Annotated in this window: 9 protein-coding genes; 1 reads left to right on the plus strand and 8 read right to left on the minus strand. The window is 32.1% G+C overall.

The window, feature by feature from the left end:
- Positions 1 to 177: 177 nt before the first annotated feature.
- The 6 genes from Q0K54_RS00875 to Q0K54_RS00900 all read right to left on the minus strand — a co-directional run bounded on the left by Q0K54_RS00875 (position 178) and on the right by Q0K54_RS00900 (position 6,154).
- On the minus strand, positions 178 to 1,470 hold the full coding sequence (locus tag Q0K54_RS00875; protein WP_294577954.1) for an ABC transporter substrate-binding protein: 1,293 nt from the start codon (positions 1,468 to 1,470) through the stop codon (positions 178 to 180).
- Positions 1,463 to 2,137: a response regulator transcription factor gene (locus tag Q0K54_RS00880; RefSeq protein ID WP_294577955.1), complete on the minus strand. Its 675-nt coding sequence runs from the start codon at positions 2,135 to 2,137 to the stop codon at positions 1,463 to 1,465. The genes Q0K54_RS00875 and Q0K54_RS00880 overlap by 8 nt, the downstream gene beginning before the upstream one ends.
- A complete protein-coding gene (locus Q0K54_RS00885) occupies positions 2,130 to 3,443 on the minus strand; it encodes a sensor histidine kinase (RefSeq protein WP_294577956.1) in 1,314 nt (437 codons plus the stop codon). The genes Q0K54_RS00880 and Q0K54_RS00885 overlap by 8 nt, the downstream gene beginning before the upstream one ends.
- A complete protein-coding gene (locus Q0K54_RS00890) occupies positions 3,443 to 4,399 on the minus strand; it encodes a sugar ABC transporter substrate-binding protein (protein WP_294577957.1) in 957 nt (318 codons plus the stop codon). The genes Q0K54_RS00885 and Q0K54_RS00890 overlap by 1 nt, the downstream gene beginning before the upstream one ends.
- A gap of 105 nt (positions 4,400 to 4,504) precedes the next feature.
- On the minus strand, positions 4,505 to 5,587 hold the full coding sequence (locus Q0K54_RS00895; protein ID WP_294577958.1) for a metallophosphoesterase: 1,083 nt from the start codon (positions 5,585 to 5,587) through the stop codon (positions 4,505 to 4,507).
- Positions 5,588 to 5,599: 12 nt separating this feature from the next.
- Positions 5,600 to 6,154, minus strand: a complete 555-nt coding sequence (locus tag Q0K54_RS00900; RefSeq protein ID WP_294577959.1) for a TetR/AcrR family transcriptional regulator — start codon at positions 6,152 to 6,154, stop codon at positions 5,600 to 5,602.
- Between the two features lie 106 nt (positions 6,155 to 6,260).
- On the opposite strand from Q0K54_RS00900, the gene Q0K54_RS00905 reads away from it, so the two are divergent.
- A complete protein-coding gene (locus Q0K54_RS00905; protein WP_294577960.1) occupies positions 6,261 to 8,249 on the plus strand; it encodes an FAD-dependent oxidoreductase in 1,989 nt (662 codons plus the stop codon).
- Positions 8,250 to 8,299: 50 nt separating this feature from the next.
- Here the strand turns inward: Q0K54_RS00905 and Q0K54_RS00910 are convergent, their stop codons facing one another.
- Both Q0K54_RS00910 and Q0K54_RS00915 read right to left on the minus strand, forming a co-directional pair.
- Positions 8,300 to 9,052, minus strand: coding sequence for a helix-turn-helix domain-containing protein (locus Q0K54_RS00910; protein ID WP_294577961.1), 753 nt, complete (start codon positions 9,050 to 9,052; stop codon positions 8,300 to 8,302).
- A 371-nt stretch (positions 9,053 to 9,423) separates the two neighbouring features.
- Positions 9,424 to 13,668 carry a 2-hydroxyacyl-CoA dehydratase gene (locus Q0K54_RS00915; RefSeq protein WP_294577962.1) on the minus strand — a complete coding sequence of 1,415 codons (4,245 nt, stop codon included), beginning with the start codon at positions 13,666 to 13,668 and terminating at the stop codon, positions 9,424 to 9,426.
- Between the last annotated feature and the right edge of the window lie 7 nt (positions 13,669 to 13,675).

Consider the following 13,675-nt stretch of genomic DNA (forward strand, 5'->3'; position numbering starts at 1 on the left):
TTTATTTCATCCCCTTCTCTATTTGACACCTATATTCTAACAATAAAGCGGTTACATTCCATCTGTCGATTGTCATAAGATCATACTTACATTTTTCACTGTTTTTTATGACATTTGTCATAAAAAAAGTTTGACTCCATATTAAGCCAAACTTAAAAATATTTATTAAAGATAATACTACTCTTCTAAGTATTTATTTATTTCCTTTTGTAAATCCATCAAACTAAGATCAATATCTTCATTATCACGAATAATATTTTGGATTTCTGTATCCATTAAATTTAAAGCCGATGTATATTTTTTAAATCTGTCTTGACCAACAGTATTTTCCATGACTTCATTTAGTAAACTTAAATCAACTTTAGTATCTCCTAAAATTTCTTCATTTAATAACGCCAAAGTCTCTGATGAACTCATAACCGATTTTAAGGAAGAAATCCCTTGAGAATATTGAAATAAATTCTGCTGGGTTTCTTGGTCATATGTCAGCATTTTTAAAAACTCCCATGCTGTTTGGCTATATGAAGTCCGAGAAGATATTCCCATCAGTAAAGAAGACACTTCACTTTGACTGCTGGTAGCAACTCCTGGCATCTTAACACAATCCCATTCAAACTGTGAATATTTTTTTACTCGCCATGGATAAGGTTTATATGTTCGATATTGTGAAAAAGGCATTGGAGAAAAAGCCACTTTACCTTCATCGAACTCAATTGAAGTAACAGTATGCCCTTGATTTAATTCATTCAATTTAGTAATGAAAGTAATAGCATTTTTAACTGACTCCTGATTAAGATAACATTCAGTTCCATCACTATTAAATAATTCAACATTGTGACTATAAATAGAATCCAACCAATCAAAATCATAACATCCATATTGATCAATTTGACCATCACCATCAGTATCTTTAGTTACTTGTTTACAAATTTGATAAAAATCATCTAATGTCCAGCTATTATCGGGAAGAGCAATATTTTCGTTTCCTAACAAAGTTTTATTTACAAACATCAAAGTGGGATTACTTTCATATGGCAAAGCATACTGATTTCCTTGATACTTTCCTGCTTCTAAAGCACTTTTATAAAAATCGTCACTATTGAAAGTATGATCATTATCAATAAATTCTGATAGATCCTGTAATGCTCCTAAAGAACTTAAAGTATTAAAGTCTTCACTCAATACCATAAATACATCCGGTTCCTTGCCCTGCAAATAGAGACTAGATAACCAATTAGAATAATCATCTTTTAAAATTCCACTTACATACTCGATTTCCACTAGTGGATTTTTAGCCTCAAATGTTTCAATCGCCTGATCAATCACCTTATAACTATCACCACTAGGAACATCCCAATTACTTCCAGCAAAAATTCCAATATTTAATACAATTTTATGTGGAAAACACAATAGCAACAATAAACAAATAGTCCCAAAACTTAAAATAACTACTACTAATTTTTTAATCATCACTAAAATCCTTTGTTGTCTGACCCGTTTGAACAGCCCAAATAGCTAACTGAGTTCGATCACGAAGGTTTAGTTTCGATAAAATTGAACTTAAATAATTTCGAATGGTTCCTTCTGATAAATAAAGTTTTTGTGCTATTTCACGATTTGATAAACCAAATGCCACTTGTTGGATAACACGCCATTCTGGTTTACTTATATCATTAACTGCATCTTCAGAAACTTGAATTGAATAATTGTTTTGAGACATTTTTGAAAACATACTAAATACTTTAGTAGCAATATCAGGATTAATCATGCCACCACCACTGTTAACAGTCAATACCGCCTGATATAACTCATCCATGCTGACTCCTTTTAACAAATAACCACTAGCTCCATATTTTAAAGCACTAAAGACAAAATCATCATCATCAAAAGTAGTTAAAATAATAATTTTAGTATTAGGATATTGCTCCTTTACCAGTTTAGTACAATGCACCCCGTCCATTCCTGGCATCCGAATATCCATTAAAATAACATCTATCGCTTCCTGGTTTAAAATCTGTAAAACTTCAAAACCATCTGCTGCCGTAGCAACAACTTTAATATCATCATGCGTACCTAAAACAATTTTTAATGATTCTCTGATTAACTCCTGATCATCAGCTATTACAATTTTAATCATTACACTCGCCCCTTTGCATCGGTATTTTCACAACTGTTAAAAATCCATTGGTTCCATCAAAATGAACCTGACCATTAATCATGGCCACCCGCTCTTGCATCTGTTTTAAGCCAAAACCATAATTAATTTCTTTACAGCCAATACCGTTATCCTGAATTTTTAAAATAACAGACTCCTTTTCTTTATATAAAGCTATATCTATGATACTAGCTCCTCCATGACGCAAACCATTAGTAATACTCTCTTGAATAATTCTAAAAAAGATATCTTCTTTGGTATTTTCAAAATCCACATTATCTAAACGATAATCCAAATTTATTTTCAAATCACTAACACCAGAAAACTCTGAAATCATCTTTTCAATTGCCCCTTTAAAACCATGTTCCTCTAAAGCACCTGGTCTTAGTTTATTTAAAGAATTTCGAACATCACCGATTCCCTGACGAACAACTTTAGAAATAATCTCAAGTTGATTTTTAGTTGCCTGAGGATTATTTTCAACCATAGCAATACAGGCATCTATTCCAGCTGCAATTCCTGTCAAAGCATGACCAAGCGTGTCATGAATTTCACGAGCTAAACGTTTACGTTCATTGCTCTCACCAATTTTTTCTGTAATAGCAGCATAATCTTTTAATTCCTGATTTACCCGAGAAACCATGCTCAACTCCTCAGTTATATTCTTGTTTTCCTGAATTTCATCAGCAATATAAATGATAATAAAAGCTATAAATAAAATTATATTTACTGTCTCTAAACTGCGTTTTATAATCATCAACAAGCCATTGATTTGAAAACCATAAACTTCAAAATATGCATTGATATTAGTAATTGGTACTAACGCTGAAAAAACATCATAACTAGATACCAGATAGATAAAAATTAATGCAATGACAAACCATTTTGAATAACGCTCATCTTTTAAATGATAAATAAAGTCACAAAAAACCAAAAATAAAATTCCATTATATCCCATGTATAATAAATATATCAAACCTAAACAAATTACTACTTCAATAACACTAGATAAAATATTTAATTTCTTATCATTCTTAATAAAATCTACACCACGATTATACATAATAAAAACAAGAACCAAAAACAATAATAATGACCCAAAAAAAGTATACAATGGATGATGAGGAATATGGGAAATCTGATTTAAAAAATCACGAGATAACTGTTCACTTACAATATATTTAGTAGAAAATAACAATACGCTACTTAAAAAAGTAATAATAATCAAATTTAAAATTGTCATCAGCGTTCTAATAAAGGAAAGTGACTTAAAATATGAATATTTCATTATTGCCACCCCGTTTCATCATATTGACTAATATTATTTTTATTTATTAATGTTACCGGAATAACAACTTCGGCTTCAATCTTTGAGCCTGATAAATATTGATACATTTTTTCACTGGCAATTTGCCCAATGGAAATTGGTGATTGAGCAACAGTACCAGCTACCATAGTACTTTGATTTATTAAAGATTTGACATCAGGGGTTCCATCTACGCCATAGACAATTACATTCTCACGACCTTTTGATTCCAATGCTGCCAATGCTCCTAACGCACTAGGATCATTAAGGGCCATCACTACATCAACATCTGTATTTTTATCAAGAATATCTTGCATTAAAGGCATAGCCAATTCTAGTTGTCCTTCACATTCTCCTTCGTCAATAACTTGATATTGCGGATAGCTGGCAATAGTATCTAAAAAACCATCAATACGATCCTTAGCCGATTTTACAGCCGTATGTTTAAGCAAAACAATCTTAGCACTAGCCATTCTAGTCATCATATCACGAGCACATTGAACACCAGCATCATAATTATCGGATACAATTGTACAATTGACTAATTCTGGATCATCAACTGGCGCATCAATTATTATAACAGGAATATTAGCTTCTTTAGCTGCTTTTAATGCTGGTCGAATCTTGGTTGAATCAATCGGATTAATAAAAATACCAGAAACTTGCATATCAATCAGATAATAAATTTGATCAATCTGCTTTTCAACATCGAGGGCTGGATCTAAAGTAATTAATTGATCACCATTAGACTCAATTGTTTTCAACAATTCATTATTGATTACTTCATAAAAAGGATTATTCATTGTCATATAAGTGACTCCAAACATTCGATAACTACGATTATTATTATAGCTATAATTATAATAAACGATGCTAACTGCAATTATCAAAGTAATAGAAACGATTGAAATTATTATCTTCTGGTTGTATTTTTTCATATTTTCACCCACTTAATCACATTTTATCATGATAGTACACTAGAATCAAAGTGACAAAAGTAATATTTAAAATAAAAGCATGAAATTATCAACCTCATGCTTTTATCAAGTCTTATCTATTTCTACAACCACATACTCACTACGAGCTCCAGTTTTAATTGGATAACGCCAACCGCCAATACCACTGGTTGTTATTGCCGTAAAGTTACCGATATCCCGACGTCCATAAACTAAAGTATCCGAAATCAAAGTTTGAAAAAAACGCATTGGGAATAGCTGACCACCATGCGTATGTCCTGATAATTGTAAGTCAATTCCTAAACTGGCATTTTCATTTAAATCTAGTGGCTGATGATCTAATAGCAAGGTATAATTATCTTTTTTATCAGCTGGTATTTGTGCTAACAATTCAGCCGTTGTAGCTCGGTCACTGGTTCCATAAAAACTAGCATCACTACGACCAATAATATTAATCTCATCTAAAACCACTGCTTCATCATCCAATACCACGATTCCATCACTTTCTAAAATATTTTCTATTTGTTGCGGTGTAAAAATCGTTCCTGGATAATCAGCCTGTTCATGATTTCCATAAACAAAATAAATTCCTAATCGATTATTAATTTGGCTTAAAATTTTACTGGCACCAATCATTTCATCATATGTAGTATTTTCATCAAAAATATCCCCAGTCAAAACTACTAAATCAGGATTTTCAGCACTTATTTGTTGGCAATGCTGTTTTAATTCTGATACATTCATTGACGTTCCCATGTGTAAATCGACAATCTCCACGATTTTAAAATCATCTAGCTTATCACTAGTCAGCTGATAATCTGTTGCCACGACATGTTTAATATTATAATAACCATAACCTAGAAACATTGCGGTAATCAATATTCCTAAAATGCCACTTGTAAACAAAAAGCGATATGCCAAAAAACGTTTAAAACCTAAATTCATCACTTCTAACACTAACATAATTACCAAAAAGTGATAATAAATCGTACCATACAGATCAATAATATTAATAGCTGGAAAAGAAATAATCGTTACAAGTAAGCCAATGGTAAAAATAATAATAAAGTTAGTATGCACGTTTAATATTTTTCTTAAAAAACGATTAATAAAAAAAGTAAAATAAATAATTCCTGGTATTACAGCAATTAGACCTAAATATCGAAACATATAACCTCCACATTAATGAGTTAAAAATAAAAAGTACTTTAATGTTAACTCCAATGAATCTTCGATCCACTGTTCAATATCATTATTATCTTTAATCAAAAAATTAAAAATTCGCCCTCGACAAAAATCTAAGATATCCCATGTATAATTTTTTGCCAATTCTTCATCATTGACGATACGTAAAATTTCATTATACAAAACAACAAAAACATCCCGTTTTTCATCAAAATAATAATCATCATGATAATTAAGATGACAGCTATATAAAGTTCGATACACTGGTAATGGTTCCAAATTAACCATATTATAATAAGTATCAAGAATTAATTTAATATTATCAAGAGGTTCTTGTTCTAATTTTAAACTATGAAACTGTTCGTCCAATTGATGATAAACATATAAAAGGGCTTCTTCTTTACTAGAAAAATAAATATAAAATGTTCCTATGGCTATTTGCGCTTTTTGACAGATTTCTCGAATAGATACTTTATCTAATGATTTTTCTTTGACTAGATCTTCTATTGCCTGAATAATTTTTGTTTGTGTTTGTTTCCCAATGTCCTTCATGCTTACCTCCAATAAATTTAGCTTCATTTTACATTGATATGCTTGAAAAGACAAGTTGCAAGTGCTATCATAAAAATGAACAAGTTCATGTTTAAGGAGGAATATTATGAAGGAAAAATTTAAACCGTTATTCAAACCATTTAAAATTGCGGATGTGGAAATCAAAAACAAATTTTTTATGGCTCCTATGGCAACAATCGTTATGACTGACGAGAATCAATGTTATACTCCCCAAAGTGTTGAGTATTATGTCCAAAGAGCCAAAGGTGGAGTTGGTTTAATTATCACTGGTGCTAACTGGGTTGATAATGAAGTCGAACCACATGCTCCTTCATCATTCCCTTGTCCAAACAAAGTTCCAAACTTATATACTAAAATGGCAAGAGAAATGACTGATCGCGTTCATGCTTATGATACAAAAATTTTTTTACAATTAACAGCTGGTTTAGGAAGAAGTGCCTTACCAAACTTTGTAGCACCAGAAAATTTTGTTGCTCCAAGCAAGACAACAAATCGCTGGTTGCCAAATGTTGAATGTCGTGAATTAAAAACTGAAGAAATTGAAAAAATCGTTAAAGACTTTGGTAGTGCGGCATTAATTGCTAAAGAAGCTGGTTTTGATGGTGTGGAAATTCATGCTGTCCATGAAGGTTATTTACTAGATTGTTTTACAATGAGCCTATTTAATCAAAGAACTGATAAATATGGTGGTGATTTAAAAGGACGTTTAACTTTTGCAATTGAAATCGTACAGGAAATTAAGAAAAAATGTGGTCAAAATTTCCCTGTTGTATTACGTTTTTCAATTAAAAGCTATATTAAAGCATTGCGCCAAGGTGGTCTACCTGGTGAAAAATTTGAAGAATTAGGTCGTGATGTTGATGAAGCAATTGAAGCTGTAAAAATCTTGCAAGAAGCTGGATACGATGCTTTTGATGCTGATGCTGGTACTTATGATTCATGGTATTGGGCTCATCCACCGATGTATTTTAAAAAAGGTATGTATTTGCCTTTAGCTAAACAAATTCAAGATGCAGCTAAAGTTCCAGTAATGGTTGCTGGAAGAATGGATGATCCAGATATGGCTGTTCAAGCCTTAAATGACGGTACTATTGATGCTGTTGGTTTAGGACGACCATTATTGACTGATCCTGATTATGTTAATAAACTTAAAAACGCACACGAAGTTGACATTCGCCCTTGTCTTGGATGTCATGATGGATGCTTTGGTCGGTTATTACAACATGGTTTAGGAAGTTGTGCTGTCAATCCTGAATGTGGTCGTGAATCTTTAGTTGGTATTAAACCAGCCGAAACCAAGAAAAAAGTTGTTGTTATCGGTGGTGGTCCTGCTGGTATGGAAGCCGCTCGTGTTAGTGCCTTACGTGGTCATGATGTAACTTTATTTGAAAGTAAAAACAGTTTAGGTGGGGCTTTAACTATTGCCGGTGTTCCTGACTTTAAAGAAGATGACCGTGCTCTAGTAGCCTGGTATACAAATCAATTAAACGAATTAAAAGTTGATGTTCATTTAAATACTAAAGCTACTAAAGAAATGATTGATGAATTAAAACCTGATGCTGTTTTTGTTAGTGAAGGTTCTAATCCAGTTATTCCTAAAATACCAGGAGTTGAAAATGCTGTCTTAGCTCAAGATGTTTTATTAGGAAATGTTCCTGCTAAAGATAACATTGTCGTCATTGGTGGCGGTTTAGTTGGTTGCGAATTATCATTGCATCTTGCAAAACTTGGTAAACATGTAACTATTGTTGAAGCCTTATCAGATATTTTGAAATCAGGAGCTCCATTACCTCCAATGAATGAATTTATGCTTCGTGATTTATTAGCATTTAATGATGTTAATATTAAAGCTGATGCTAAAGTTACAGAAATTAAAACTGATGGTGTTGCTTTAGGTGATGAAACAATTGCTTGTGATCAAATCGTATTAGCTATTGGTTATCGCTCTAATCACACATTATTTAATCAAATCAAATATGATTATCCTGAAGTTTATAATGTTGGTGATAGTCGTGAAGTTCGTAATATTCGTGGTGCTATCTGGGATAGTTATGAAATCGCTAGAAATTTATAAATTCTAAATTTAAAGAAACCTCTAAAGTAAATTAGCTTTAGAGGTTTTTATTATCCCATTGTAAATAAATCAATTAACCATTGACTTAAATCTGGAAAATAATTACGTAAAAAATTGACTAGATCACTATGTTTTATAAACTGAACCTGTTGATTAATTATCACTTTGACCATGCCATTATCAATTGGCTGAATCGTCATTTTTCCTCGAGCTACAGATCCATAACCAATTTGATTAGCAATTGCTAAACCACCAACAGCATAGATTCCAATGGCCACCGCTCCAATTGCCAGATATCCAATAGCGATTGCTCCTATCGCAATCGTTCCAACAGCTATACTACCGATTCCAAGTAATAAACCAGCACTAATGGCGCCAATAGCAACAAGAGCTAAAGATACACAGCCAAATGTCAGCAAACCAATTGAAACAATACCAATCGCAAAAATACCATAAGCAATATTACCAATGGCAATAATTCCCTTAGCTTTTTTCAATCCCCGACCAATATTGATATGAACTAATGGTAAATTAAATATTTTTGTTTTGCTTTGATATTCATAACTCCAGCGATAATGACGAAATAAATTTATAGTTTCCCTTTGCTGATTATCATCATCAAACTCTGATAAATTTACATTATAAATACGGCATAATTGTTTTACCTGTTCAAGATTGGGAATTGTCAAATCACTTTCCCATTTGCTCAACGTTTGTCTAGTTACATTTATTCTTTGAGCAACATCTTCTTGGGATAACCCTTGTTTTTTACGTAATGATACTAGTTTTTCTCCTAAACTCATGGTCTATCTCTCCTTTGACATCCATCATTTTAAGAGAAAAACTAATTATTGTCTATCAATTAAACGTAACATCAACGCAAATATTATTAACACGTTCGTGATATCAATGAAATAATAAACAAATCAATTCCTGCTACCATAAAAACTAATCCGATTCCAGCCTACTTTTTAATTTTCAAACCCATTTTTGATTAGATATTTTCTTCTTAGCTATTTCCACGATTTGCTCCTTTCATCATGTCAGTTTAAATCTAATTTGACTATCAAATATCTTTAACATCGTTTTTTGACAAAATTATTTGATAATAATCAATATTTCCTAGGAAATACAAAAAACCGAAGGACTAATAACCTTCGGCTAATTTTTATATTTAAGCTTGACTTTCTTCTTGGGCCTTTAAGTTTTTAAAAGCCGTTGAAAGCATCAATTTAATTCGGTTCAATTGGTTAACTTCACTAGCTCCTGGATCATAGTCAATTGCCACAATATTACTTTGTGGATAAGCTTTACGTAAAGCTTTGATTGCTCCTTTACCAGTAACATGGTTTGGTAAGCAGGCAAATGGCTGCATACATACAATATTCGGTGCTCCAGATTCAATTAATTCAATCATTTCACCTGTTAAGAACCAACCTTCACCAGTCTGGTTTCCAATTGAAACAATTTGGCTGGCTTTATCAGCTAAATGCGCAATTGAAGCTGGTGGATCAAACCGTTTTGATTTTTTCAATGCCTTGATCATATCATGACGCAATAAATCAACAAATTTAATTGCTAAATTACAAATACGAACACTATTTTTAGAAGCATGGAAATGTTTATTTTCAAAATCAGTGCTATAGAAACAGTATTGGAAGAAATCAATTAAATCTGGCATTACTGCTTCGCCACCTTCACGTTCAATGATTTCGACAATTTCATTATTAGCCGTTGGATGGAATTTTACTAAGATTTCCCCAACTAAACCAACTCGTGGCTTTTTAATATCTAATAATGGTAACTCATCAAATTCTTTAACAATTTGATAAACATTCTTTCTAAATTTAGTGATGCTACCATCTTTAACATTAGCTTGACAGCGATCAACCCAAGATTCATATAATTCATTAGCACTTCCTGGCGTTGCTTCATATGGACGTACTCGGTATAAAACACGCATAAATAAGTCACCATACATTGCTCCAATAATAGCTTTTTTCGCTAATGGTAAGGTAATTTTAAAACCTGGATTATTTTCTAACCCTTGCAAGTTGGCAGAAATTACCGGAACCTGTGGCATTCCAGCATCTTTTAATGCCTTACGGATAAAGGCAATATAATTAGTTGCCCGGCAACCACCACCTGTTTGTGATATGATTACAGCTGTTTTATTTAAATCATATTCACCACTCAATAGTGCTTCCATTATTTGTCCTGTTACTAAAATACTTGGATAGCAAGCATCATTATTAACATATTTTAATCCGGCATCAACAGCCCCTTTATCGACTGATGGTAAAACGACGAGATTATATCCAGATTCTCTCATTGCTGTTTCCACAAATTGGAAGTGGATTGGTGACATTTGTGGACATAAAATAGTATACCCTTCTTCTTTCATTTCCTTAGTAAATGGTACTTTTAACGGCTGGAATTTAGGATAAATCATTCGATTTTCAGCACTTTGTTTTAAAAGAGTGGCTTTTAAAGAACGGATTCTAATTCTAATTGCTCCTAAGTTACTTCCTTCGTCAATCTTAATTAAAGTATAAATTTTATGACGAGCTTTTAATATTTCAGCTACCTGATCACTAGTTACAGCATCAAGACCACAACCAAATGATGTTAATTGAATCAATTCAAGATTAGGTTGGGTAGAAACAAATGAAGCAGCTCGATATAGTCTTGAGTGATAAGTCCATTGGTCAACTACTCGTAATTGATCAACTTCTTTATCCAAATGACAAACACTATCTTCAGTCAACACAGCCATTCCTTCAGCTGTAATTAAATCTGCTAATCCATGATTAATTTCTGGATCCACATGATAAGGACGACCAGCTAAAACTATTCCTCTAATATTATTTTCTTTTAGATATCCTAGAACTAATTCACCTTGTTCCTGAATATCTTTACGACATTTAGCTAATTCTTCATATGCGGCATCAATAGCTTCTTTTAACTCTTTATCATTAACATTAAAAGCACTTAATTCATCTTTTAAAACATTAAATAATGTTTTAGGATTACTTAAGTCCATAAATGGATTTCTAAAAATTACATCATCGCTTTGTAAACTATCAACATTATTTCTAATTACTTCTGGATATGAAGTAACTACTGGACAATTGTAATGATTATTGGCAGTATCAAATTCTTTGCGTTCATAAGCTACACTTGGATAGAAAATAAAGCGAACTCCTTTTTCAATTAAAGCTTCAATATGGCCATGAGAAATTTTGGCAGGATAGCAAACACTTTCAGATGGTATTGATTCCATTCCTTTTTCATAAATAGCTTTAGAAGAACGTGGTGATAACGCTACTCTAAATCCCAATTTAGTAAAGAATGTATGCCAGAATGGATAATTTTCATACATATTTAATACTCGAGGAATTCCAACAGTTCCTCTTTTAGCCTGATCCTCAGTTAAAGAACGATAATTAAATACTCGGCGATATTTATAATCAAATAAGTTTGGTAACTTTTTAGATTTTAATGGTAAATTAGCCCCTCGTTCACAACGGTTACCACTAATATATTCACTATTATCATTGAAAGTTGAAACAGTTAACATACAATGGTTAGTACATTTTTGGCAATAACGAATCTCACTTTGACAAGTGAAAGCTTCTAATTGTTCTTTGTTTAATAACGTTGTTGGTTGTCCATGATAACTTTCACGAGCTAAACGGGCAATCCCAAAAGCCCCCATCAAACCAGCAATATCAGGACGAATTGCATTGACTCCGGCTTCTTTTTCAAAAGCACGTAAAACTGCTTCATTATAGAAAGTACCACCTTGTACTAAGATACTATTTCCTAATTCTTCTTTACTTCTTAGTTTAATTACTTTATATAAAGCATTTTTAATGACTGAATATGATAATCCGGCACTAATATCTTCGACTTTAGCCCCTTCTTTTTGCGCCTGTTTAACTTTTGAATTCATAAAGACAGTACAACGACTACCTAAATCGATTGGAGCTCTAGATTTTAAAGCCATAGCGGCAAAGTCACTAACATTGTATCCTAATGATTTAGCAAAAGTTTCAATAAATGAACCACAACCACTAGAACATGCTTCATTTAATAATATATCCTGAATAATTCCATCTTTAATTTTGATGGCTTTCATATCTTGACCACCAATATCTAAAATGAAACTTACATCTTCTTTAAAATATGTTGCTGCCTTATAATGAGCCATTGTCTCAACTTCACTCATATCAACTTTCATGGCTGCTTTAACTAAGGCTTCACCATAACCAGTAACCCCACTATATGCTAATTTTACATTTGGTGGCAAAATATCATAAATCTCTTTAATGATTTTTTGAACGACACCTAATGGATTACCTTCATTAGAATCATAGAATGAATATAAAATCGAATCATTATCATCGATCAAAACTGCTTTTGTAGTTGTAGAACCAACGTCTAAACCTAAATAAGCATTTCCAATATAACTCTTTAAATCATTTTTTCTAACTTTATCAATATAATGACGATGTCTAAATTCATTTAATTCTTCATCATTTTTAAATAGCGGGTCTAACGTATTCCCTTTAGATAATTTACTTTCATCAATATTTTCTAATCGATTGATCAAAGTATCAATATCAGTACTTTCAGTTTCTTCTTTAGCTAATAATGTTGCTCCCATAGCAACAAATAATTGAGAATTATCAGGGAAAATAATCTCATCTTCTTTTAATTTCAAAGTATCAATAAAACATTGTCTTAATTGGTCAAGGAAATATAAAGGTCCTCCTAAGAAAGCTACATTTCCTCGAATCGGTTTACCACAAGCTAAACCACTGATTGTTTGATTAACAACTGCCTGGAAAATAGAAATTGCTAAATCTTCTTTATTTGCTCCATCATTAATTAATGGCTGAATATCTGTTTTGGCAAACACACCACAACGTGATGCAATTGGATAAATAGTTGTGTAGTTTTTAGCTAGTTCGTTTAAACCAGCTGCATCAGTTTGTAATAATGATGCCATTTGGTCGATAAATGCCCCAGTTCCCCCAGCACAAGTACCATTCATTCTTTGTTCCAATGAACCCTGGAAATATGTAATTTTGGCATCCTCACCACCTAATTCAATTGCAACGTCACATTCAGGAATATATGTTTCAACTGTTTTAGTACATGCAATAACTTCTTGAACGAATTTAATTCCTAAACATTCTGATAAAGCCAACCCACCGGAACCAGTCATTACCGCTGTTATTGGAAGATTTCCAAATTTTTCTTTAACTTCTTTTATTAAAGTATCAATTGTAGCTTGAATATCCGAATAATGTCTTTCATATTTTGAAAATATACAATTATCATCTTGATCAGTAATATAAACTTTTATCGTAGTTGACCCAACGTCAATTCCCATGTAATACTTCTTATCCATTTTGTTC

Origin of the sequence: uncultured Thomasclavelia sp. (assembly GCF_944324745.1) — a bacterium.
In the GTDB taxonomy this organism is placed as follows: Bacteria; Bacillota_I; Bacilli_A; order Erysipelotrichales; family Coprobacillaceae; genus Thomasclavelia.